The following is a 22,839-nucleotide window of genomic DNA, read 5'->3' as shown; positions in this document are numbered from 1 at the left end:
CACGGCCCGCGGCCGCGGCCTGCGCCGCGCCGTGGATCAGAGCGCCGAGAGCTCCTCGACCAGGTCGTCCAGCCCCAGCGAGCCCTGCGAGAGCGCCGCCATGTGCCAGGCCTTGGGGTCGAACTCCTCGCCGCGCGCCTCGTGCGCCGCCTTCGCCGCCGCCCGTCCGCGCAGCCAGGCGCGCTCACCGAGCTTGTAGCCGATCGCCTGACCGGGCAGGCCCAGGTAGCGGACCAGCTCGCTGTCCAGGAAGTCGGCGGACAGGCCGCAGTACAGGCCGAAGAACTCCCGGGCGTACTCGGGGCTGACCGGCTCGCCCGGCCGGTACGGGGAGTCCGCCGGGAAGTCCAGGCCCACGTGCATGCCGATGTCGACGATGACCCGCAGCGCCCGCATCATCTGCGCGTTGAGGTAGCCCAGCCGGTGGCCCGGGTCGGTGAGGTAGCCGAGCTCGTCCATCAGGCGCTCGGCGTACAGCGCCCAGCCCTCCAGGTTGGCGCTCACCCCGCCGAGGCTCACCTGGTAGGTGGAGAGCCGGTCGGCGACGTAGTTCCACTGCGCGAGCTGGAGGTGGTGGCCCGGGACGCCCTCGTGGTACCAGGTGGAGACCAGGTCCCAGACCGGGAAGCGCTCCCGGCCGAGCAGCGGCAGCCAGGTCCGCCCGGGGCGGCTGAAGTCCAGCGAGGGCGCGGTGTAGTACGGCGCGGCGGCACTGCCGGCCGGGGCGATCTTCGACTCGACCCGGGTGACCGGCTCGGCCAGGTCGAAGTGGGTGCCCTGGAGGTCCCGGACGGCCTGGTCCATCAGGCCCTGGAGGTACTCCCGGGCGGCCTCGGCGCCCTCGATGGCAGGGCCGTCGGACTCCAGCCACTGCATCGCCGCCAGCGGACCCGCACCCGGCAGGACCTTCTCGGCCTCGGCCTCCATCTGCGCCAGCAGGTCGTGGAACTCGCTCCAGGCCCAGGCGTAGGCCTCCTCCAGGTCCAGGTCCGCGCCGGTCCAGTAGCGCACCCAGCGGGCGTAGCGCTCCCGGCCCGCGATGTCCGGGGCACCGGCCGCGGCCGGGCCGTACACGTCGCGCAGCCAGTCGCGCAGCTCGGCCAGCGCCTCGGCGGCGGCCACCGCGTGCTCCGACAGCTCGGGGCGCAGGCCCTCCGGCGCACCCTGGACGAACTGCCCGAACCATGCACCGGGCACCCGCTCGTCGGCGGGCGCGTCCTCGCCCAGCCACTCGGCGAACTGCCCGAGCACCGTGGTCACCTGGCGTGGGCCGGACAGCAGGCCGCGCTCGATGCCCTCGGCCAGCGTCCGCCGGTACTGCTCGAACGCCACCGGCACCTTCGCCAGGCGGCGGCCGATCACCTGCCACTCGGCCTCGGTGTCGGTGCCCATCAGGGTGAAGGACTCCCGCAGGTCGTGCACCGGGGAGCCGAGGTTGCGCAGCGAACGGAAGTTCTCCCCCGCCTCGTGGACGGCGAGCTCGGCGGTCAGCCGCTCGCGCAGCAGCCGGGCGCAGCGGCGCTCCGCCTCGTCCTCGGCGGCGCCGGCCCGCTCGGCCTCGTCGAGCTTCGCCAGGGTGCGGCGGGCGAGGTCGGCGATGGCCTCGGGACCGGCCGGAGAGAGGTCGGGCAGCCGGTCGTCATCGAGGTTGACGCCGAGGTACACCGCGGTCAGCGGGTCGAGCTCGGCCAGTTCGCGGACATGGTCGTCGGCGATGCGGCGTGGGGTGGTGCCGTCGGCGGTGATCAGTTCTTCACGCATTCGGACATCATTGCGTGGCACGGCAGCTTTGCAACCCCTTTGCGACCAGGGTTCGCCTGCGAAAATCCGTTCGGCGCGACAGGATCCGATCCGTCCGACGCCCATTACGCTGGCCGCCATGGAAGCCCGCCCCATCCCGGCAGCCGGTCAGGCACCCGTTCCGGCCGCCCCCCAGTCGCGTCCGCGCCGCACCGGCTACCGGCGGCTGCCGGTCCAGCAGCGGCGCGAGCAGCTGATCGCGGTCGCCCTGGAGCTGTTCGCCTCCCGGCCCCCCGAGGAGGTGGGCCTGGACGACGTCGCCGAGGCCGCCGGGGCCTCCCGCCCGCTGGTGTACCGCTACTTCGCGGGCGGGAAGCAGCAGTTGTACGAGGCCGCGCTGCGCACCGCGGCGGACGAGCTGACCAGCCGCTTCGCGGTCCCGGTGAGCGGGACGCCGTCCGAGCAGCTGTCGGCGGTGCTGGACGGCTACTTCGCCTTCGTGGCCGAGCACGACGCGGGCTACTCGGCGCTGCTGCGCGGCGGTTCGGTGGTGGAGACCGCCCGCACCTCGGCGATCGTGGACGACGTCCGGCGGGCGGCGCTGCGGCGGACGCTGCGCCACCTGGGCGTGCGGGAGGCCGGGCCACGGCTGACGCTGCTGGTGCGCTCCTGGATCGCGGTGGTCGAGGGCGCGTCGCTGAGCTGGCTGGACGAGGGGCGCACGCTGCCGGTGGCGGAGCTGCGCGACTGGCTGGTGGACCAGTTCACCGCGATGGCGGCCGCGACGGCGCTGCACGACCCGCAGACGGCCGAGGTGCTGGCGGGGGTGCTCGCGCTGGAGGGGCCTCGGCCGGAACGGGCGGAGCGGCTGCGGGCGGTACTGGGCGGCGCTCCGTGACCGGCGACTCGTGACGGCCTGCTCCGTGACCGGCGCCTCGTGACGGCTTGCTCCGTGACGGCGCTCCGTGGCGGCCTCCCGACCCCCGTGCCAAGGGTCGGGGCGGCCTGCGTCGTTACGCCTTGCCGAGCACCTGGCGCTGGCGGCCGAGCCCGTCGATCTCGATCTCGACCACGTCGCCCGGGGCGAGGAACGGCGTGCCGGGGCGGCCCAGGGTGACCCCGGCGGGGGTGCCGGTGATGATCACGTCGCCGGGCTCCAGCACCATGAACCAGCTCGCGTAGCGGACCAGTTCGAGCACCGGGAAGATCATCTCGGCGGTGCTGCCGTGCTGCCGCTGCTCGCCGTTGACCCAGAGCCGCAGGGTCAGCGCCTGCGGGTCGGCCACCTCGTCGGCGGTGACCAGCCAGGGCCCGAGCGGGGTGAAGGTCTCCGCCGACTTGCCCTTGTCCCACTGGCCGCCGCGCTCGAACTGGAAGGCCCGCTCGGTGACGTCGTTGGCGATCGTGTACCCGGCGATCACCCCGGCCGCCTCGGCGTGCGAGTCCAGGTAGCGGGCGGTGCGGCCGATCACGATCGCCAGCTCGGCCTCGTAGTCGGTCTTCTCGCCGCCGCGCGGCACCAGCACCTCGTCGTACGGGCCGACCACGGTGGAGCTCGGCTTGAGGAAGATCACCGGCTCGGCCGGGATCGCGGCCCCGGCCTCGGCCGCGTGGTCGCGGTAGTTGAGCCCGATGCCGACCACCTTGCCCGGCCGGGCCACCGGTGCGCCCACCCGCAGGCCGTCGAGGTCCACCACCGGCAGGACGCCGGCGGCCGTGTCCCGGGCCAGCGCCGCCGGGTCCAGCCCGGCCAGGAAGGCCCCGTCGAGGTCGCGGGCCCGTCCCGAGAGGTCGTACGCGGTGCCGTTCTCGCCCAGGACGACCGGGCGCTCGGCACCCGGGGGTCCGACGCGCAGGAGCTTCATCGATCCGTCACCAGCCTTTCGTCGCAGCTCACCGGGGCGGCGCGAACACCGCACCCGAGTCCGGCAACGAGGTATACCAACGCGCCGGGCGGCGGACCAGAGCGTCCCGATGGGCGAAATCCTCCCGGTTCCCGCTCCGGCCGCGGCACCGGCTCGGCGGCACGCACGGTTGACACCCGGTGGGCGTCCGGCGTCGCGGGCGGCGGTGCCCGGGCCCGTCCCGCTCCGCCGGCGGCGAACGCGGGAGTGACCCGGCGGCCCGGCGCGCAGGATGCGGGACATGGAGATCACCCGGGTACGCGACGAATTGCACATGATCAGCCTGGAGTTCGGCACCGCCTACCTCTGGCGGGACGCGCACGGCCTCACCCTGGTCGACACCGGCATCGCCGGCTCGGCGGACGCGATCGAGCAGGGCATCCGTGCCATCGGGCAGGAGCCGGCCGCGCTGCGCCGGATCGTGCTCACCCACCACCACGAGGACCACACCGGCTCGGCCGCCGTACTCGCCCGGCGGCACTGCGCCCAGGTGGTGGCGCACCGGCTGGAGGCGCCGGTGATCCGGCGCGAGCAGCCGCCGGTGCCGCCGGTGCTGAGCCCGTTCGAGCAGCAGCTGTGGGACGGCCTGCCGCCGATCCCGCCCGCCGAGCCCTGCCCGGTGCACCGGGAGGTCGAGGACGGCGACGTGCTGGACATCGGCGGCGGCGCGGTGGTGGTGCACGTGCCCGGGCACACCGACGGCAGCATCGCGCTGCACCTGCCCGGGCCGGGCGTGCTGTTCACCGGGGACCTGGCGGCCAACGTCCGGGGCCGGACCGCCCCGGGGGTGTTCCACACCGACCCGGCCCTGGCACTCGCCTCCTTCCACCGGCTGGCCGCGCTGCCGGTGGAGACGGCGGTGTTCGGGCACGGCGACCCGATCGCGCAGGACGCCTCAGTCGCCCTGCGCACCGCCGCCGAGCAGCACCCCCAGGCTTAGCGCCCGCGGCCGGCCCGGGCCGAGCCGGGCGACCTCCTGCCGGCAGTGCGCGAGGTCGCGCCGCGCGTCCGCCCGGGCCTCCGGGGTGGTGCCGGGCACCTGGGCCAGCTCGTCCAACAGGGCGACGGCCGCGCCGGGGCTGCCGTCCCGGGCCAGCCAGAGGGCCAGGTCGTGGCAGGTGCGCAGGGTGCGGGGGTCGTCCGGGCCGCAGATCCGGGCGAAGTCGGGGACGAGTGCGGTGAGGATCTCCACCGCCTCCGCCACCTCGCCGGCCTCGCCGTGCCGCCAGGCCTGGTCGGCCCTGCGGCGCAGCTGCTCCGGGCTGGGGTCTTCCGGGCGCAGCATCCCGGGCCGGACGGCGCGCAGCCGTTCCAGCACCTCGGCGGCGCCGGCCGGCCGCTGTTCGGGCCGCTTGGCGAGCAGCTCGGCGACCAGCCCGGCCAGCGCCGGGTCCTTGCTGCGCACCCGGGACGGGACCTCCTCCAGGTGCTTGTACATGTACTCGGCGGCCGAGGCGGCGCGGAACGGGCGCGCACCGGTGCAGATCTCGAACAGCATGACGCCGAGCGCGTAGAGGTCGGCCCGGCCGTCCACCGCGCCGCCGGACCAGCACTCGGGCGCCAGGTACGGGACGGTGCCGACCACGTTGCCGGTGGAGGTGAGCCGGACGGTCTGGGTGACCAGTCGGGCGATGCCGAAGTCCAGGACCTTGGCCCGCTCCCCCTCGTCCTCCTTCGTGATCATCACGTTCTCGGGCTTGATGTCCCGGTGCACGATCCCCGAGCGGTGCGCGGCGTCCAGCGCCTTGCACACGTGCCGCATCCAGCGCAGCGCCTGCTTGTGGTCCGGCTTGTGGTCCGGCCGGCTGTCCTTGAGCACCTCGGACAGCGCCCGGCCGCGGACCAGCTCCATCACCAGGTACGGGATCTTCCCGGAGCCGGCCTCGGTCCACCCGTAGTCGTACACGGTCACGATGTGCGGGTTGTTGAGGCCGCCGGCCGTCCGGGCCTCGCGGACGAACCGGCCGACCGCCTCCCGGTCGGTGGCGTGCTCGGCGAGCAGCACCTTGACCGCGACCTCCCGGTTCATGGTCGTGTCGGTCGCCCGCCAGACCACGCCGAAGCCGCCCCGGCCCAGCTTCTGTTCCAGCCGGAAGCGACCGCCGAGCACTTCGCCCTTCTCCATGCCCATCCCCCAACTCGACCGCGCCCGCTCGGCGTTCGCCGTCGGAGGGGTCACCATAGCGGCGGCCGGGGACGAACGGGTGAACGACTCCGGCCGGCCCTTCCCGCGGCTTGGACTCGGGCAGTCCGGGCGGGTTGGTCCCGGAGCTCGGCACGGCCTCGTCGCCCAGGCGCCAGCGCGGCGGAACTCCTGCTCGGCGAAGGGGACTTGGCGGAAGTGGCGGGAAGGGTGGGTCAGAGGACCTTGGCCAGGAAGGCCCGGGTGCGCTCGCGCCGCGGCCGGTCCAGGACCTCGGCGGGCGGGCCCTGCTCGACCACCACGCCGCCGTCCATGAAGACCACGGTGTCGGCGACCTCGCGGGCGAAACCGATCTCGTGGGTGACGACGATCATCGTGGTGCCGCCGCGGGCCAGGTCCTTGATGACGTCCAGCACCTCGCCGACCAGCTCCGGGTCGAGCGCCGAGGTGGGCTCGTCGAACAGCAGCACCTTCGGCTCCAGTGCCAGCGCCCGGGCGATCGCCACCCGCTGCTGCTGCCCGCCGGACAGCTGCCGGGGGTGGGCGGCGGCCTTGTCGGCCAGTCCGACCCGCTCCAACAGCGCCAGCGCCGCCGCCCTGGCCTCGGCCTTGGGGCGGCGCAGCGCGGCGACCGGCGCCTCGACCAGGTTCTCCAGCACGGTGAGGTGCGGGAACAGGTTGAAGTTCTGGAACACGAAGCCGATGCCGGTGCGCTGGCGCAGCACCTCGCGCTCCTTGAGCTCGTACAGCCGGTCGCCGCAGCGGCGGTAGCCGATCAGCTCGCCGTCGATGGCGACGTGGCCGCGGTCCAGCTTCTCCAGGTGGTTGATCGCGCGCAGCAGGGTGGACTTGCCGGAGCCGGACGGACCGAGCACCACGGTCACCGAGCCGGCCGGGACGTCCAGGTCGACCCCGCGCAGCACCTCCAGCCGGCCGAAGCTCTTGTGCAGGCCTCGGACCTGCACCATCGGGGCGGCCGGGGCCGGATCCGCCGGGTTCGGGGCGGGCTTCGTCAGGGTGGTCACGACTGTCCTCCGGAGGTACGGGCGGCCGGGGCCGGCCGGCGGGCGGGGGCCGCGGGGGGTCTCGGTGGTGACGGTCATCGGGGGTCTCCTCGGAGGGGGCCGGCGCTCAGCCGTGCTCGGGCGGGCTGATCTGCGACTCCTTGATCGCCGAATCGGCGACCCCCCACTTGCGCAGGATCCGCTGGTACGTCCCGTCCTTGATCAGCTGGTTGACCGCCGCCTGGAGGGCCGGGGCGAGCTTCGAGCCCTTCTTCAGGGCGAAGCCGACGTCGAGGCGGTGGAACTCTCCGAGGAAGCGGGTCCCGGAGGCCTCCTGCGCGGACTGGTAGCGCAGGCCGTTGATGGTGGACATCTCGACGTCCACCCGGCCCTGCTGGAGGCTGGTCAGCAGCGCGCCGCTCTCGCTGAACGCCTTGACCTCGTACGGCTTCTTCCCGGCGTCGGCGCAGACGTTCTTCCGGCTGTTGAGGGTGGTCTCGAAGGTGGTGCCGGCGCCGGTGCCGACGGTCAGCCCGCACAGCTGGAGCAGGTCGGTGACCGGCTGGGTCGCGGTGTCGTCCCTCTTCACCGCGAAGCCCTGGCCGTCGTCGATGTAGGTGACGAAGTCGATGGTCTTCAGCCGGGCCGTGGTGACCCCGAAGTTGCCGGTGCCGACGTCGTACTTCCCGCTGTCCAGCGAGGGCAGGATGGTCTCGAAGGCGGCCTCCTCGCGCTGCACGGTCAGGCCGAGCAGCTTGGCGACCGCGTCCGCGAAGTCCACGTCGATCCCGGCGGGCTTCCTGCCGGCCTGGTCGGCGTGGAACGCGCTGGGCGGCGCGCCGAAGGCCGAGCCGAACTTCAGCGTGCCGGCCCTGCGGACCTCCTCCGGCAGCAGCGCGGCCGCGGCCTCGGACTTCGCGAGGCCGGAGACGAGGTCCTCGGTGGCGGTGGCGGCCGGACCGCCCGCCCCCGCCGCGCTCGCGATCTTCGGGTCCGAGCCGCAGGCGGCCAGGGCCAGGACCGGCAGCAGGGCGGTGGTCGCGAGCAGGCGGCGGGCGGTGCTGGTTCTCACGGGGGGCCTTTCAGGAGGTCGGAGCCGGAACGGGCAACTGCCGCTCTCGGGCGGGACGTTGCTTCTCGAAGGGGAGCTGGCCGGTGGTCGCGGGGTCGGCCGGGACGCCGAACAGCGGGGTGCGGCCGGCCGCCGGGTGGAGGCGCTTGGCCTCGGGCCGGCGCGGCCCGGTGGTGAGGTGGAGCCGGGTGTAGCCGGGTGTAGCCGGCCGCGGCGGGGCGGCCGTCGGACGGGTGACGGTGCCAGGGGTGACGGAGGGAGTGCCGAGCGGAGGAGGGGCCGCAGTGAAGGAGGCCGGAGCGCAGTGCGGAGTCATCGGCGGCAGCGAAGGCCTGGCGCGTCACCGGTGGTCGGCGACGGGTCCGGGCCGCGACGGGGCGGACCGAGGGAGGGCTCCCCGACGGGAGATCAGGCCGGACGGACGGCCCGCTGCCGGATCAGCCGCGACACGCCGCGGACCACACCCGACCGAAGTCGATGTGGTCGCGGCTGACCAGGGGCTGCTCGGCGTACATGGCCTCAAGTTGAACAGTCGGCCGATCGGTCCGTCAACCATCGATCATTGCCGCACTGTTGCGATCTCCTGTCGCTTTTCCGACGTGCGCCGGCCGAGCCCTCCCGCGCCCTGATCGCCCTTGACAGCCGTCGATCGCGCATGCGTACGATCGAAGCGGAGTGCAGTGCAATGCGCCGGCCGTGTTGAGGGACACGGGCCGCGCCCGCGTACGTGACCACCGCCGTACCCCTCCCCGCCCGCACTCCGCCCAGGAGCCTCCGCCATGGCCACCCCGCAGGACGTCCTGCCCACCCCCTCCGCACTCGACCTCCCCGCCGCGCCACCCGCCCCCGAGGCCCGGATCGTCGCCCGCCGCAAGCCCGGCCAGTGGGCCGCCGCCGCCGTCGCCCTGCTGCTGGCCGCGATGGCGGTCAACTCGGTGATCCGCAACAAGGCCTTCCAGTGGAGCGTGGTCGCCGACTGGTTCACCGCCCGGTCCGTGCTCGACGGGCTCACCCTGACCCTCTGGCTGACCGCCGTCACCCTCGCCCTCGGCTTCGCGCTCGGCACCCTCCTCGCCACCATGCGACTGTCCACCAACCCGGTGCTGCGCACGCTGAGCTGGGGCTACATCTGGGTGTTCCGCTCCACCCCGCCGCTGGTGCAGCTGCTGTTCTTCTTCAACATCGGCGCGCTCTACCCGACCCTCGGCCTCGGAATCCCGTTCGGCCCCGAGTTCGTCACCGTCAAGACCGTCAACCTGATGGGCCCCACCCTGACCGCCGTCATCGGCCTCACCCTGCTGGAGACCGCGTACGCCGCCGAGGTGATCCGCGGCGGCATCCTCTCCGTGGACCGCGGCCAGCTGGAGGCGGCGGCCGCGCTCGGGCTCGGCCGGTGGCGGGTGCTGCGCCGGATCGTGGTGCCGCAGGCGATGCGGGCGATCGTGCCGACCGCCGGGAACATGCTGATCGGCGCGCTCAAGGGCACCAGCATCGTCAGCGTGCTGGCCGTCTCCGACCTGCTCTACTCGGTGCAGCTGGTCTACCTCCAGTCGTACCAGGTCATCCCGATGCTGATGGTCGCCACCATCTGGTACCTGGTGGTCACCACCCTGCTGTCCGTCGGCCAGTACTACGTGGAGCGGCACTTCGCCAAGGGCGCCACCCGTGACGGCCTGCCGCCCACCCCGCTGCAGCGGGCCCGCGCGGCCGTCGCCAGGGCGGTGCGGGCATGACGGCCCTCGTCATCGTCGGCGCCGGCCCGCGCGCCACCGGCCTGCTGGAGCGGATCGCCGCCAACGCCGCCGAACTGCTGTCCGCCGGACGGCCGTTGGCGATCCACCTGGTCGACCCGTACCCGCCGGGTGCGGGCCGGATCTGGCGCCACGACCAGTCCCCGCTGCTGCGGATGAACTCGATGGCCGAGGACGTCACCATGTTCACCGACGAGCGCTCCACCCTCGAAGGGCCGGTCCGCCCCGGCCCTTCGCTCGCCGAATGGGCCCTGCGGCAGGAGGAGTTCGCGCCCTACCGGGAGATCGCCGACCCGGCCGTCCGGACCGAGCTGCGCACCCTCGCACCCACCGACTTCCCCACCCGGCGGGCCCAGAGCGCCTACCTGGACTGGGTGTTCCGCCGCACCGTCGCCGAGCTGCCGGCGAACATCGAGGTCACCGTCCACCGGGACACCGTCCGGCGGATCGAGGGGCCGGCCGACGGCCCGCAGACCGTCCACCTCGCCGACCGGACGCTCACCGCCGACCACGTCGTGCTCACCCTCGGCCACCTCGACTCCGCGCCGCACCCGCGCTTCGCCGCCGACGCCGAGTTCGCCGCCCGGCACGGCCGCTTCCACCTCCCGCCCGCCTACTCCGCCGACGCGGCCGCCGGGCTGGCCCGTCTCGCCCCCGGCGAACAGGTGGTGCTGCGCGGCCTCGGCCTCGCCTCGGTGGACCTGGTCGCCCTGCTCACCGAGGGCCGCGGCGGCCGCTTCGAGCCCACCGGCGAAGGGCCCGCGCTGCGCTACCTCCCCTCCGGCCGCGAGCCGGTGCTCCACCTCGGCTCCCGGCGCGGCGTCCCGTACCACTCCAAGACCGGCTACCGCCTCCAGGGGCCGCCCGCCCCGCTCCCCCGGTACTTCGACGAGGCCGCCGTGGACGCCGTGCTCGCCACCGGCGGACAGCTCGAACTCCGCCGCGACTTCTGGCCGTTGATGGCCAAGGAGATCGGCTTCGGGCACTACCACGAGCTGTTCCACGCCCACCCCGGACGCACCGCCCTGCCCTGGCCGGAGTTCCTCGCCCGCTACGACCGGCACGGCTGGTACACCCCCGAACTCGCCGCCCTGATCGCCGAGGCCGTCCCCGATCCGGCCGACCGGATCGACTTCGAACGGCTCGACCACCCGCTGGCCGGGCTCGAACTCGGCACCGACGAGGAGCTCCAGGCGCACCTGCGCGCGTACGTGACCGCCGACGCCGACCGCCGCGCCGACCCCGCGCACAGCGCCGACCTCGGCGCCTTCCTCGCCCTGCTCTCGCTGTTCGGCCAACTCCCCCGGCTGGCGGCGAGCGGCCGGCTCACCGCCCGCTCGATCGCCGAGGAGGTGGACGAGTGGTTCTTCGGCTACTTCAGCTTCCTCGCCTCCGGCCCGCCCGGCTTCCGGCTGCGCCAGCTGCTCGCCCTCTCCGAGGCCGGGGTGGTGCGCTTCCTCGGCGCGGACGTGCGGATCGAGCGGGACGAGGCGAGCGGCACCTGGCGGGCCTCCGGCGGCACCCTGCCCGGCCACCACGTCACCGCGACGGCGCTGGTCGAGGCGTACCTGCCCAAGCACGCGCTGGCCCGCACGCTGGACCCGGTGCTGCGCGAGCTGCACCGCGCCGGACGGATCGTCGAGGAGGTGGTCACCGACCCGGACTACACCCACTGCTCGGGCCTGGTCACCATCACCCCCGCCGACAGCCGGCTGCTCGACCCGGCCCTCGGCGGCGCCCCGCACCCGCGCCGTACCGCCCTCGGCCCGCACACCAGCCTGCGCGCGGCCGCCGCCTTCGCCCGCCCCCGCACCGACGCCCCGGGCTTCCGGCAGAACGACGCCGCCGCCCGCGCCCTGCTCCGGGCCGTCGGCGCGAGCGGCCCGGGCGGCGGGGCGCGCGCCACTCAGGCCGAAGGACCGAAGATCTCCTCCACCAGGTCCGCGTCCGTGACGTAGCCCGGTGCGGCGGCCACCCGCTGCCCGACGCCCTTGACGCCGGTCCGGCGCTCCAGCGCCCGGGCCGGTTCCGCGACGGACCCGCCGACGTGCGTGGCGGCCCGGATCCGCCGGATCAGCTCCTGCGCCTCCTCCCGGCCGATCCGCCGTCGCAACACCCGGACGGCCCGGTTCACCCGGTGGTGCCGGGCCCCCTCCCGGTACTCCGCCAGGTCGGCGGCGGCCCGCAGGCCGCGCTCGTCCTGCGGGCCGAGCACCTCGACCAGCACGGGCAGCAGGCCGTCCAGCTCCAGCACGGCGCCCTGGAAGTCGCCCCGCCGGGCCCGGCAGACCGCGAGGTCGTGCCGGGCCCGGAGGACGGGCACCCCGCGCGGGCCCCAGGCCTCCTTCAGCGCGGGCAGCAGCTCCGTCAGCAGGCGGATCGCGGTGACCGTCTCGCCGCTGTCCCGGATCTGCCGGGCCAGTTCGCAGCGCACCTTCAGCAGCTCGGGGTCGGTCGCTCCGAGGAGCGTCCGCAGGTCCTCGGCCAGGTCCAGCAGCACCCGGACGGCCTGCGCCGGTTCACCGGCCCGGCCGAGGCACCCGGCGAGGTCCTGCCGGGCGGCGACGACCTCCGGGTCGCCCGCCCCGAGCGCCCACGCGGCGGCGTCGACCGCCGCCCGGAGCGGCTGCACCTCCGCGGCGGGGTTCTCCTGCTGCGCGGCCCGCAGGCCCTCCCGCAGCCGGCCCCGGACGGCGGCCTCGTCCTCGACGGGCCCCACCCGTGCGGCCGGTGCGACGAGCGGCACGCGCCGGACGGACGGCGGGGGTTCGGGATACACCAACGCGGCCCGCCCCACCGGCCGCAGCCTCGGCTGCCCCGGCTGCCGGGACTGGCCGCGCCGCCGGACCGGCCGGACCGGCCGCAGCGGCGGGGTGCCCGCGGGCCGGACCGACGCGGTCCGGCCCGGTTCGGTCCGGGCAGCGGTGGGCTGCGCCGGGGGCCGGTCCCGTCCCTCCGCCAGGTCCGAGAGCCACTGCGCGACCGTCCGGGCGTCGGCCGGCCGGTCCTGTGGGTCCTTCGCCAGCAGCTGGGCGACCACGGCCGGCAGGTGCGGCGGCAGCCCGTACTTCGCCGGGTCGAGCTCGGGGGGTGGCTCGTTGAGGTGCTGGTACATCAGCACCGGCGTCGAGTCCCCGTTGAACGGCCGCTTCCTGGTGAGGAGTTCGACCAGCACGCAGCCGAACGCGTAGAGGTCGGCCCGGCCGTCCACCCGGTCGCCGGTCCAGCGCTCGGGCGCCATGTACGGCGGACTGCCGATGACCGTGCCGACGGTGGTCAGCCCGCTCGCGCCGGTGTCCAGCTGGGCAATGCCGAAGTCCAGCACCTTCAGCTGCCCGGCGTCGGTGATCATCACGTTGTCCGGCTTGATGTCCCGGTGCACCACGCCCGCGTCGTGCGCCGCCGCCAGCGCCTCACAGATCTGCTGCCCCCAGCGCAGGCTCACCTGCGGTTCCGGCCGCCCGTCCCGCAGCACCTCGGTCAGGGTGCGGCCGGTGAGCAGCTCCATCACCAGGAAGGTGACCTGCTGGTCGTCGAACTCGCTGTGGCCGAGGTCGTGCACCGTGACGATGTGCGGGTGCGACAGGCTGCCCGCCGCGGACGCCTCCCGGGCGAACCGCAGCGCCGCCTTCGCCCGGTCGCCGTCGTCGTGCCGGATGACCTTGACCGCCACCGGCCGGTGCATCCGGGTGTCCAGGGCCCGCCACACCACCCCGAAGCCGCCCTGCCCCAGCTTCTCCTCGAACTCGTACCGGCCGTCCAGGACGTCCCCGACTCGCACGCGCCCCTCTCCCCCCGTCCACCGTGGCCCCCTCGGACCCTATCGGCGCCGCCCGGGCTCCACCGGCTCAGGCTCCGAAGATCTCCTCCACCAGGTCCTCGTCCGACACGTGGTCCGGCGCGTCGAACACCACGTCCGCGACACCCTTCAGGCCGATCCCCCGGTCCAGCGCGTCCATGCAGGCCCGGGCCTCCCCGTCGGTGGCGAAGTCCCACACCCGCAGCCGCCGCACCAGCACCAGCGCCTCCATCGGGCTCATCCGCGGCGTCCGGCGGCGCTGCCCCGCTCCCCTGCGGCCCGCCTGGGCCAGCTGCTGCTGGTAGCCGGCCAGGTCCTGCCAGGCCTGCACGGTGCTCGGGTGGTGCTCGCCCAGCACCCGGGCGAGGTCCGGCAACAGCCCGTGCAACTGGATCACCGCGCCCTGGAGGTCGCCCCGGTTGGCGTGGTGCAGCGCGAGGTCGTGCCGGGCCTTCAGGACCCGGGGGTCGTACGGGCCCCAGGCGGCGTGCAGGTCGGGCAGCAGTTCGTTCATCAGCCGGATCGTGGTGACCGGCGCACCGCTCTCGCCGATGCACCAGACCAGGTGGTAGCGGGCACCGAGGGTGTCCGGGTCGATCGGGCCGAGCATCGAACGCATGTCACCCACGAGGGCGGTCAACAGCCGGATCGCGCCGTCCAGGTCCCCGGTCCGGCTGAGGTACCAGGCGAAGTCCCGCCAGGTGCACAGGGTGTCCCGGTCGCTCGCGCCGAGCACGGTGACGCACTCCTGGGCGAGGGCCTGCAGGAGAATCGCCGACTCACCGGCCGTCGTCGCCCGGTACGCGGCCGACCGTCGCTCGCGCAGCCCGGCCCGTACGGCCTCGGCCGGCGGCGCGGCCGTCACCGGGGGCGTGGTCAGCGGCGGCAGCACCGACGCGGCGGGGGGCGGCACGGCGGGCGCGGGGACGACCGGCGGAGCGCTCGGCGGCGGCGGCGCCACCGGCGCCGGGCGCTCCACCACCGTCGGCACCGGCGCCGCTGCGGCCGCCTGGCCGCCCTGCCACCCGGCCGGCTCGGCGAGCCGCCGTTCGACCGCACGGGCGTCGGCCGGCCGGTCCGCCGGATCCTTGGCCAGCAGCTCCGCGACCAGCCCGGCCACCTGCGGCGGCAGCCCGAACTGCGCCGGGTCCAGCGGCGCGGGCGCCTCGTTGAGGTGCTGGTACATCAGCACCGGCGTCGAGTCACCGCTGAACGGCCGTGCCCCGGTGAAGAGTTCGACCAGCACGCAGCCCAGCGCGTAGAGGTCGGCCCGGCCGTCCACCCGGCCGCCGGTCCACCGCTCCGGCGCCATGTACGCCGGGCTGCCGACGATCGTCCCGGTGGTGGTCAGCCCGCCCGCGCCGGTGTCCAGCTGCGCGATGCCGAAGTCCAGCACCTTCAGCTGCCCGGCGTCGGTGATCATCACGTTGTCCGGCTTGATGTCCCGGTGCACCATGCCCGCGTCGTGCGCCGCCGCCAGCGCGCCGCTGATCTGCCGCCCCCAGCGCAGGCTCTGCTCCGGCTCCGGCAGCCCGTCCCGCAGCACCTCGGTCAGGGTGCGGCCGGTGAGCAGCTCCATCACCAGGTAGGTGACCTCCTGGCCGCCGAGCTCGCACTGCCCGAGGTCGTGCACCGTGACGATGTGCGGGTGCGACAGGTTGCCGGCCGCTCCGGCCTCCCGGACGAACCGCAGCGCGGCCTTCGCCCGGTCGCCGCCGTGGTGACCGATGACCTTGACCGCCACCGGCCGCCCCATCCGGGTGTCCTGGGCCCGCCACACCACCCCGAACCCGCCCTGCCCGAGCTTCTCCACCAGCTCGTACCGGCCGTCCAGGACGTCCCCGACTCGCACGCGCCCCTCCCCTCCCGCCATGACGCCCAGACTCTACCGACGGCCCTCCCCCGGCACGGCCAGGGCCTGCCTCCCGGACGTTCGCGGACCCGCGGGGCTCCACGGGACAGGCCCCGGGTGGAAGGATGGGCCGTCAGCCCCGCGACGGTGCGGCGGCTCGGACCAGCAGAGCCCGAGGAGAGCGGCCATGGCCAAGCAGGCCCCGCAGAGCGACCCGGCGCAGGACGCCCCCGAGGTGTCCGCGCCCCAGCACGCGGCCGCCGGGCTGCCCGCCGTCGGCCACAGCCTGCGGATGGCCGCCGAGCAGATGGGCGCCCGCCGCGCCCTGTCCACCCTGCTCAAGCTCAACCAGCCGAACGGTTTCGACTGCCCCGGCTGCGCCTGGCCGGAGCCGGACAGGACCCACACCGCCGAGTTCTGCGAGAACGGCGCCAAGGCCGTCGCGGAGGAGGCCACCGAGCGCCGCATCCGCGCCGAGTTCTTCGCCGCCCACCCGGTCGCCGACCTGGCCGAGCGCTCCGGCTACTGGCTGGGCCAGCAGGGCCGGCTCACCCAGCCGATGCTGCTCGACGAGGGTGCCACCCACTACACGCCGGTCTCCTGGGACGATGCCTTCGCGCTGATCGCCGAGGAGCTGAAGGCCCTGGACACCCCGGACGGCGCCGCCTTCTACACCTCCGGCCGGACCAGCAACGAGGCCGCCTTCGCGTACCAGCTGTTCGCCCGCCGGCTCGGCACCAACAACCTGCCGGACTGCTCCAACCTGTGCCACGAGTCCTCCGGCTCGGCGCTCACCGAGACGCTCGGCGTCGGCAAGGGCAGCGTCGGCCTGAAGGACCTCTACCAGGCCGACCTGATCATCGTGGCCGGCCAGAACCCGGGCACCAACCACCCCCGGATGCTCTCCGCACTGGAGCGCGCCAAGCGGGCCGGCGCCACCATCGTCAGCGTCAACCCGCTGCCGGAGGCGGGCCTGGAGCGGTTCAAGAACCCGCAGCACGCGCGCGGCCTGGTCGGCAACGGCACCAAGCTGACCGACCTCTTCCTGCAGATCCGCCTCGGCGGCGACCTCGCGCTGTTCCGCGCGCTGAACCGGATCGTCCTGGAGCAGGACGGCGTCGACCGCGCCTTCGTCGCCGAACACTGCCACGGCTTCGAGGAGTTCGAGGCCCAGGCGCGGAAGACCGACCGCGACGAGGTGCTCGCCGCGACCGGCCTGCCCTGGGAGCAGATCGAGGAGCTCGGCCGGCTGGTGCTGGAATCGAAGAAGATCATCGTCTGCTGGGCGATGGGCCTCACCCAGCACAAGCACGCCGTGCCGACCATCCGCGAGGTGGTCAACTTCCTGCTGCTGCGCGGCAACGTCGGCCGCCCCGGCGCCGGGGTCTGCCCGGTGCGCGGACACAGCAACGTCCAGGGCGACCGGACGATGGGCATCTTCGAGCGCCCCACCACCGCCTTCCTGGACGCACTGGGCACGGAGTTCGGCTTCGAACCACCGCGCGAGCACGGCCTCGACGCGGTGGACACCATCCGCGCGATGCGCGACGGCAAGGTCGGGGTCTTCTTCGCGATGGGCGGCAACTTCGTCGCGGCCACCCCGGACACCGAGGTCACCGAGGCCGCGATGCGCCGCTGCCGGCTGACCGTCCACGTCTCCACCAAGCTCAACCGCTCGCACGTGGTCACCGGCGCCCGCGCCCTGATCCTGCCGACCCTGGGCCGCACCGACCGGGACGTCACCACGCACGGCGCCCAGTTCGTCAGCGTCGAGGACTCGATGGGCCAGGTGCACGCCTCGCGCGGCGGCCTGCGCCCGCCCGCCCCCGGCCTGCTCTCCGAGACCGCGATCGTCTGCCGGCTCGCCCGCGCCGCGCTCGGACCGCAGGACACCGTGCCGTGGGAGGACTTCGCCGTCGACTACGACACCCTGCGGGACCGGATCGCCCGCGTCGTCCCGGGCTTCGAGGACTACAACGAGAAGGTCCGCCGCCCCGGCGGCTTCACCCTGCCGCACGGCCCCCGGGACTCCCGCACCTTCCCGACCGCGACCGGCAAGGCCAACTTCTCCGTCAACCCGCTGACCGCCCCCGAGGTCCCGCCGGGCCGGCTGCTGCTCCAGACCCTGCGCTCGCACGACCAGTACAACACCACCGTCTACGGCCTCGACGACCGCTACCGCGGCATCAAGGGCGGCCGCCGGGTGGTCCTGGTCAACCCCGCCGACGCCGACGAACTCGGGCTCGTCGACGGCCGGTACGTCGACCTGGTCAGCGAGTGGAGCGACGGCGTGGAGCGCCGCGCCCCGCACTTCCGGGTCGTCCACTACCCCGTCGCCCGCGGCGGCGCGGCGGCCTACTACCCCGAGACCAACGTCCTGGTGCCGCTCGACTCCACCGCCGACATCAGCAACACCCCCACTTCCAAGGCCGTCGTGATCCGCTTCGCCCCCGACAGCGGCGAGTAGCCGCCCGGACCGCGCCCTGCCGGCCGCCCGGACCCCGACAGCACGGAGGCCGCCCCACGTCACCGGACGTGGGGCGGCCTCCTCATGGCCTCATCAGTGCGTCGGCGTGCCGAGCGGCAGCGTGGCCGTGGCGCTGCCCGGGGCCGAGGCGGTCGCCGAGCCGGTGCCGCTCGGGCTCCCCGCCGGGGTGCCCGTCCCGGTCGGGGTGGGCGTGCCGGTCCCGCTCGGGGTGCCCGGCTCGGTCGGCGTCCCGGTCGGCGTCGGGGCCGGCGTGCCCGGCTCGGTCGGCGTCCCGGTCGGCGTCGGGGCCGGCGTGCCCGGCTCGGTCGGCGTGCCCGGCACGGTCGGCGGCGTCACCGCGCCCCCCGGGGCCGGCGTGGCCGGCACCTGCTTGACCGGGCTCGGCGCGATCGGCGTGACGGAGTCCCAGCCCGTCGGGAGGTCGGGCACCTTCCACGCGCCGCCGGCGTCGTCGGCCGCGCCGGACGGGTCCGGCCGGACGGCCCCGAGGATCGGCATCGAGCCGACCGGCGAGATCTTGATGAACGCCCCGGGCCGCGGCGCCTGCACGACCAGCCCGCCGCCGATGTACATCCCGACGTGCGAGGCGTCCTGGAAGTACACCACCAGGTCGCCGGGCCGCAGCTGGTTGAGCGCCACGTGCGGCAGCTGCGCCCACTGCTCCTGGCTGGTGCGCGGGATCGGCCTGCCCGCGTGCAGCCAGGCCTGCGAGGTGAGGCCCGAGCAGTCGTAGGAGTCCGGGCCGGTGCCGCCCCACAGGTACGGCTTGCCCAGCTGCGCCAGCGCGAAGGCGATGGCCCCGCGGCCCTGGAGGGAGGGCGTGCGCTCCCCCTTGCCGAGCGCCCCGGAGGCGAGGAACGCGAGCTGCGCCTCGTCCGCCTTGGTCTTCTCCAGCTGCTCCAGCTCGGCCCGCTGGGCGCCGGTCAGCGAGGAGACCATCTGCTCGACCGCGGCGAGGTCGGCGGCCGCCTTGGCCTTGGCCGCGTCCTGCTCGGCGACCAGCGTCCGGGAGGTGTTCAGCGCCTCCTCGGTCTGCTTCTTCAACCCGTCCAACGCGTCCCGGTCGCTCTTCAGCCTGTCCAGGAACTCCGACTGCGAGCGGCTGGCCGACGCGAGGAGCTCGGCGATGACGACCGCCTCGTACGGGTCCTTGGAGAGCAGCAGCTCGGCGTACGCGGAGGCGGCCCCGTTGCGGTACTGCGCGGCGGCGAGCTGCGAGGCGATGTCGGTGCCCGCGTCGACCTGCTTCTGCTGGCGGTCCAGCCGGCCCTGGAGGTCGGTGAGCGAGGCCTGCTGCTCCGTCACCTTGGCGACGGCGCCGTTGTACTGCTCGGTGGCGGCCTCGGCGCCCTGGTAGAGCGCGTGCAGCCGGTCGAGCATCGGGCCGAGGGTGGCCTTGGCGGCAGCGAGCGGGTCCGCGCCGGCGACGGTCTGGCCGGCCCCCGGGTCGGGTACGGCCCAGGCGGCCTGGGCGCCCGCGGGCAGTGCGAGTGCCGCGGCCGCGAGGACGGCTCCGCAGCGCAGCGCCGCCCGCACCCAGGGCCGTACGCGTGCCGTCTCCGCTCTCTGTACCGCCCCGCCCATGGCCTGGTCCTCCCCGCCGCGCACTGCCCCTGTCCCGGCTTCCCGGATCCCGCGAATCCTCCCACGGGTTACTCGCCGGAAACAGGGCGCGTGCGGACTGGGAGGTTAATTCTCGATTGATCTGTGAGACAGCTCTCAGCAAATCAGGCCGAACCGGCACGTTCTTCGCTAACGTCCAGTTCAGCGCGCCCGAGGTCACCCCGATGAAACCCAGCGGTCACCGTGAGTCAATCATCGGAACCACGATTCCCGACCCAGTTCACCTTCCGTTTACCAAACAGACCTACGGTCGCGACGTCATCAACGTCCGTGCGACAACTACGACGATTGTTTGGGTATGGAACACATCTCGTTCCTGGTGGCCGTTGTGATCATCACGGCGCTCGCCTTCGACTTCACCAACGGGTTCCACGACACCGCCAACGCGGCCGCCACCGCGATCGCGACCGGGGCCCTTCGTCCGAAGGTCGCGGTCACCATCGCGGCCCTGCTCAACTTCGCGGGCGCGTTCCTGTCCGTGAAGGTCGCCACCACCATCTCCGGCGGCATCGTCAACGAGAAGGCCGGCGTCCATCCCGAGATCATCTTCGCCGCCCTGGCCGGCGCGATCCTCTGGAACCTGCTGACCTGGCTGCGCGGCCTGCCGTCCAGCTCCTCGCACGCCCTGTACGGCGGCCTGATCGGCGCCACGATCGTCGGCGTCGGCATGAACGGCGTCAACTTCGACACCGTGATCACCAAGATCCTCATCCCGGCCGTCGCCTCGCCCTTCGTCGCCGGCCTGGCCTCCTGGGGCGCCACCAAGCTGGCCTACGCGATCACCCGCAAGGGCGATGCCGCGGCCACCGAGAAGAGCTTCAAGACCGGCCAGGTGTTCTCCTCCTCGCTGATCTCGCTCGCGCACGGCACCAACGACGCCCAGAAGACGATGGGCATCATCACCCTGACCCTGGTCTCGGTCGGCGCCCTGCCGCACGGCGCGCTGCCCCCCACCTGGGTGATCGTCTCCGCGGGCGCCGCGATCGCGCTCGGCACCTACATGGGCGGCTGGCGGATCATCCGCTCGATGGGCAAGGGCCTGGCGGACATCCGCCCGCCGCAGGGCTTCGCCTCCGAGTCGGCCGCCGCGACCGTCATCCTGACCTCCTCGCACATGGGCTTCGGCCTCTCCACCACCCAGGTCTGCTCCGGCGGCATCATGGGCGCCGGCCTCGGCGGCCCGAAGGGCGAGCTGCGCTGGAGCATGGTCCGCCGCATGGTCTACACCTGGGGCCTGACCCTGCCGGCCGCCGCCGTGGTCTCCGGCGGCGCCGCCCTGCTGGCCGAGCAGGGCAGCTGGGGCGTCGCGCTGGTCGGCGCCGTGCTGGTGGCCGGCGCGGGTGCGATGTGGCTGATCTCCCGCCGCCAGCCGGTCGGCGCGGACAACGTCAACGACGTCACTCCGGTCGAGGTCGCACCGGCCGGTACCGCGAACGCCCCCACCCCCGCCTCGACCACGGTCGCGGCCTGAGCGCCGACGGCTGAGGAGCACTCACCATGCACATCAAGTGGAACGCCCTGGCCCAGACCGCCGGGGTCAGCTTCGGCGTCACCGTCGCCGTGGTCGCCGTCTTCGCGCTCGGCACCCTGGCACTGTCCCGCCGCGAGGCCGCGGTGAGCGCCGCCCGTGAGGGCGAGGGCGCCGGGGCCCCGGGCGGCGGCAGGCTCGCCCTGGCCGGCGCGTGCGTCTGCTTCGCGCTGTGCGGCGGGGCCGTCCTCTACGGGCTGTCGCTGATCGCCGGCAAGTAGCCGCCGCGCGCCGCGCACAAGGACAACGGGCCGGGGAGTGCCTTCCGCACTCCCCGGCCCGTTCGCGCATCCCGACTGCCGGCCGGTCAGTTCTCCTGGGTGGTCAGTTCTCCTGGGTGGTCTTCAGCGCCGTCTCCCGGATGAACAGCACGGTGACGAAGGCCAGCGCCGCGAACGGGGCGGCCCACAGGAAGACGGTGCCGACGCCGTGGCCGAAGGCGTCCGTCACCAGCGGCACGATCGGGGCCGGCAGCTTGGCCAGGTCCGGGATGCCGCCGCCGGACGCCGCGGGCGACGCCGGGATGTGCGCCGCGGCCAGGTTCTCGGCCAGGTAGTGGCCGACCTTGTTGGTCATCAGCGCGCCGAGCGCGGAGACGCCCATCGCGCCGCCCATGGTCCGGAAGAAGGTGACCACCGAGCTGGCCGCGCCGAGTTCGTGCCGGGGCACCGTGTTCTGCACCGCGAGCACCAGGTTCTGGCTGGTCAGGCCGAGGCCGACGCCGGTGATCGCCATGTAGACGGAGAGCAGCACGTAGTCGGTGTCGGCCCGGGCGGTGCCGAGCAGGCCGAAGCCGACGGCGAGCAGCGCGGTGCCGGAGACCAGGTAGGCCTTCCACTTGCCGTACTTGGTGATCAGCCGGCCGGCCACCGCGGAGGAGACCGCCAGGCCGAGGATCATCGGCAGGGTCATCAGGCCGGCCACGGTCGGGGACTTGGCGCGGGCCAGCTGGAAGTACTGGCTGAGGAAGGTGGTCGCGCCGTACATCCCGACGCCGACCAGCACGCTGGCGATCGCGGCCAGGGTGACGGTGCGGTACTTGAAGAGGTCCGGCGGGATGATCGGCTCGGCGGCGCGGCGCTCGATCACGATGGCCAGGGCGCCCAGCAGCAGGCCGCCGCCGACCATGGCCACGGTCTGCCAGGACAGCCAGGCGTAGTTCTTGCCGGCCAGCGTGATCCAGATCATCAGCAGGCTGACCGAGGCGGTGATGACCAGCGCGCCCAGGTAGTCGATCTTCGCCTGGCGCTTGACCACCGGCAGCTTGAGGGTGCGCTGCACCACGAGGATCGCGGCCAGCGCGAACGGGATGCCGACGTAGAAGCACCAGCGCCAGCCCAGCCAGGAGGTGTCCACGATGACGCCGCCGATCAGCGGTCCGCCGATGGTGGCGAGCGCGAAGACCGCGCCGAAGTAGCCGCTGTACCGGCCGCGCTCGCGCGGCGGGACCATCGCGGCCAGGCAGATCTGGCCGAGCGCCACGACACCGCCGGCGCCGATGCCCTGGAGCGCGCGGCAGGCGATCAGCTCACCGGTGTTCTGCGAGAGGCCGGCCAGCGCCGAGGTGCCGACGTAGATCAGCAGGGCGATCTGGAGCAGCAGCTTCTTGCTGGCGAGGTCGGAGAGCTTGCCCCAGATCGGGGTGGAGGCGGTGAGGGTGAGCAGGGCCGCGGTGATCACCCAGGTGTACGCGGACTGGCCGCCGTGCAGGTCGGCCAGGATGTGCGGCAGGGCGTTGGAGACGATGGTCGAGGAGAGCACGGCCACGAAGAGGCCGAGCAGCAGGCCGGAGAGCGCCTCCATCACCTGCCGGTGCGTCATCTGTGAGCTGTCGGCCGCGGCGGCGGTTCCGCTCGCGGCCTCGGTGGTCACGGTCATCTGGGTCCTTCGGCGAAGCGTGCGGGATGCGCGGATCATGAAAGTTCGTTGCCTTAA

General features: G+C 74.1%; 17 protein-coding genes. 7 read left to right on the top strand and 10 right to left on the bottom strand.

Annotation, left to right across the window (positions count from 1 at the left end; genetic code table 11):
- Positions 1 to 36: 36 nt before the first annotated feature.
- Positions 37 to 1,761 (bottom strand): DUF885 domain-containing protein, encoded by a 1,725-nt coding sequence (locus AB0O11_RS07050; RefSeq protein WP_363382649.1) that lies wholly within the window; start codon positions 1,759 to 1,761, stop codon positions 37 to 39.
- Between the two features lie 118 nt (positions 1,762 to 1,879).
- On the opposite strand from AB0O11_RS07050, the gene AB0O11_RS07045 reads away from it, so the two are divergent.
- Positions 1,880 to 2,638: a TetR/AcrR family transcriptional regulator gene (locus tag AB0O11_RS07045; protein ID WP_363382646.1), complete on the top strand. Its 759-nt coding sequence runs from the start codon at positions 1,880 to 1,882 to the stop codon at positions 2,636 to 2,638.
- Between the two features lie 115 nt (positions 2,639 to 2,753).
- Here AB0O11_RS07045 and AB0O11_RS07040 read toward each other — a convergent pair whose 3' ends face one another.
- Positions 2,754 to 3,605 (bottom strand): fumarylacetoacetate hydrolase family protein, encoded by an 852-nt coding sequence (locus AB0O11_RS07040; RefSeq protein ID WP_363382644.1) that lies wholly within the window; start codon positions 3,603 to 3,605, stop codon positions 2,754 to 2,756.
- A 280-nt stretch (positions 3,606 to 3,885) separates the two neighbouring features.
- Here AB0O11_RS07040 and AB0O11_RS07035 point away from each other — a divergent pair, with 280 nt between their 5' ends.
- Entirely contained in the window at positions 3,886 to 4,584 is a 699-nt protein-coding gene (locus tag AB0O11_RS07035; protein WP_363382642.1) for an MBL fold metallo-hydrolase, read from the top strand.
- Here AB0O11_RS07035 and AB0O11_RS07030 read toward each other — a convergent pair.
- The 4 genes from AB0O11_RS07030 to AB0O11_RS07015 form a co-directional block, all read right to left on the bottom strand.
- Positions 4,540 to 5,769 carry a protein kinase gene (locus tag AB0O11_RS07030; protein ID WP_363382639.1) on the bottom strand — a complete coding sequence of 410 codons (1,230 nt, stop codon included), beginning with the start codon at positions 5,767 to 5,769 and terminating at the stop codon, positions 4,540 to 4,542. The two genes, AB0O11_RS07035 and AB0O11_RS07030, sit on opposite strands and share 45 nt — an antisense overlap.
- 233 nt (positions 5,770 to 6,002) lie before the next feature.
- On the bottom strand, positions 6,003 to 6,755 hold the full coding sequence (locus tag AB0O11_RS07025) for an amino acid ABC transporter ATP-binding protein (protein ID WP_363382981.1): 753 nt from the start codon (positions 6,753 to 6,755) through the stop codon (positions 6,003 to 6,005).
- A gap of 163 nt (positions 6,756 to 6,918) precedes the next feature.
- The gene (locus tag AB0O11_RS07020) at positions 6,919 to 7,863 is read right to left on the bottom strand and encodes an ABC transporter substrate-binding protein (RefSeq protein ID WP_363382637.1); all 945 of its coding nucleotides are present in this window, start codon (positions 7,861 to 7,863) and stop codon (positions 6,919 to 6,921) included.
- A 10-nt stretch (positions 7,864 to 7,873) separates the two neighbouring features.
- The gene (locus AB0O11_RS07015; RefSeq protein ID WP_363382635.1) at positions 7,874 to 8,179 is read right to left on the bottom strand and encodes a hypothetical protein; all 306 of its coding nucleotides are present in this window, start codon (positions 8,177 to 8,179) and stop codon (positions 7,874 to 7,876) included.
- 463 nt (positions 8,180 to 8,642) lie between these two features.
- On the opposite strand from AB0O11_RS07015, the gene AB0O11_RS07010 reads away from it, so the two are divergent.
- Both AB0O11_RS07010 and AB0O11_RS07005 read left to right on the top strand, forming a co-directional pair.
- On the top strand, positions 8,643 to 9,596 hold the full coding sequence (locus AB0O11_RS07010; RefSeq protein WP_363382632.1) for an amino acid ABC transporter permease: 954 nt from the start codon (positions 8,643 to 8,645) through the stop codon (positions 9,594 to 9,596).
- Positions 9,593 to 11,572 (top strand): FAD/NAD(P)-binding protein, encoded by a 1,980-nt coding sequence (locus AB0O11_RS07005; protein WP_363382628.1) that lies wholly within the window; start codon positions 9,593 to 9,595, stop codon positions 11,570 to 11,572. The genes AB0O11_RS07010 and AB0O11_RS07005 overlap by 4 nt, the downstream gene beginning before the upstream one ends.
- On the opposite strand, the gene AB0O11_RS07000 is transcribed toward AB0O11_RS07005, so the two are convergent.
- Entirely contained in the window at positions 11,521 to 13,395 is a 1,875-nt protein-coding gene (locus tag AB0O11_RS07000; protein ID WP_363382626.1) for a serine/threonine-protein kinase, read from the bottom strand. The two genes, AB0O11_RS07005 and AB0O11_RS07000, sit on opposite strands and share 52 nt — an antisense overlap.
- A 67-nt stretch (positions 13,396 to 13,462) precedes the next feature.
- Complete coding sequence (locus tag AB0O11_RS06995; RefSeq protein ID WP_363382623.1) at positions 13,463 to 15,265, bottom strand: serine/threonine-protein kinase; 1,803 nt, start codon at positions 15,263 to 15,265, stop codon at positions 13,463 to 13,465.
- A 187-nt stretch (positions 15,266 to 15,452) separates the two neighbouring features.
- On the opposite strand from AB0O11_RS06995, the gene AB0O11_RS06990 reads away from it, so the two are divergent.
- Positions 15,453 to 17,732 (top strand): FdhF/YdeP family oxidoreductase, encoded by a 2,280-nt coding sequence (locus AB0O11_RS06990; RefSeq protein ID WP_363382621.1) that lies wholly within the window; start codon positions 15,453 to 15,455, stop codon positions 17,730 to 17,732.
- 93 nt (positions 17,733 to 17,825) lie between these two features.
- On the opposite strand, the gene AB0O11_RS06985 is transcribed toward AB0O11_RS06990, so the two are convergent.
- Positions 17,826 to 19,337, bottom strand: coding sequence for an NlpC/P60 family protein (locus AB0O11_RS06985; RefSeq protein ID WP_363382618.1), 1,512 nt, complete (start codon positions 19,335 to 19,337; stop codon positions 17,826 to 17,828).
- A gap of 337 nt (positions 19,338 to 19,674) precedes the next feature.
- On the opposite strand from AB0O11_RS06985, the gene AB0O11_RS06980 reads away from it, so the two are divergent.
- Entirely contained in the window at positions 19,675 to 20,847 is a 1,173-nt protein-coding gene (locus AB0O11_RS06980; protein WP_363382616.1) for an inorganic phosphate transporter, read from the top strand.
- Between the two features lie 26 nt (positions 20,848 to 20,873).
- Entirely contained in the window at positions 20,874 to 21,125 is a 252-nt protein-coding gene (locus AB0O11_RS06975; protein WP_363382613.1) for a hypothetical protein, read from the top strand.
- A gap of 103 nt (positions 21,126 to 21,228) precedes the next feature.
- Here AB0O11_RS06975 and AB0O11_RS06970 read toward each other — a convergent pair whose 3' ends face one another.
- A complete protein-coding gene (locus tag AB0O11_RS06970; protein ID WP_363382610.1) occupies positions 21,229 to 22,782 on the bottom strand; it encodes an MDR family MFS transporter in 1,554 nt (517 codons plus the stop codon).
- Positions 22,783 to 22,839: the final 57 nt, after the last annotated feature.

It is taken from the genome of Kitasatospora sp. NPDC093102 (assembly GCF_040683915.1).
Lineage (GTDB): Bacteria > Actinomycetota > Actinomycetes > Streptomycetales > Streptomycetaceae > Kitasatospora.
The sequence above is the reverse complement of the archived record's forward strand: the minus strand, read 5'-3'. Positions and strand labels throughout refer to the sequence as shown.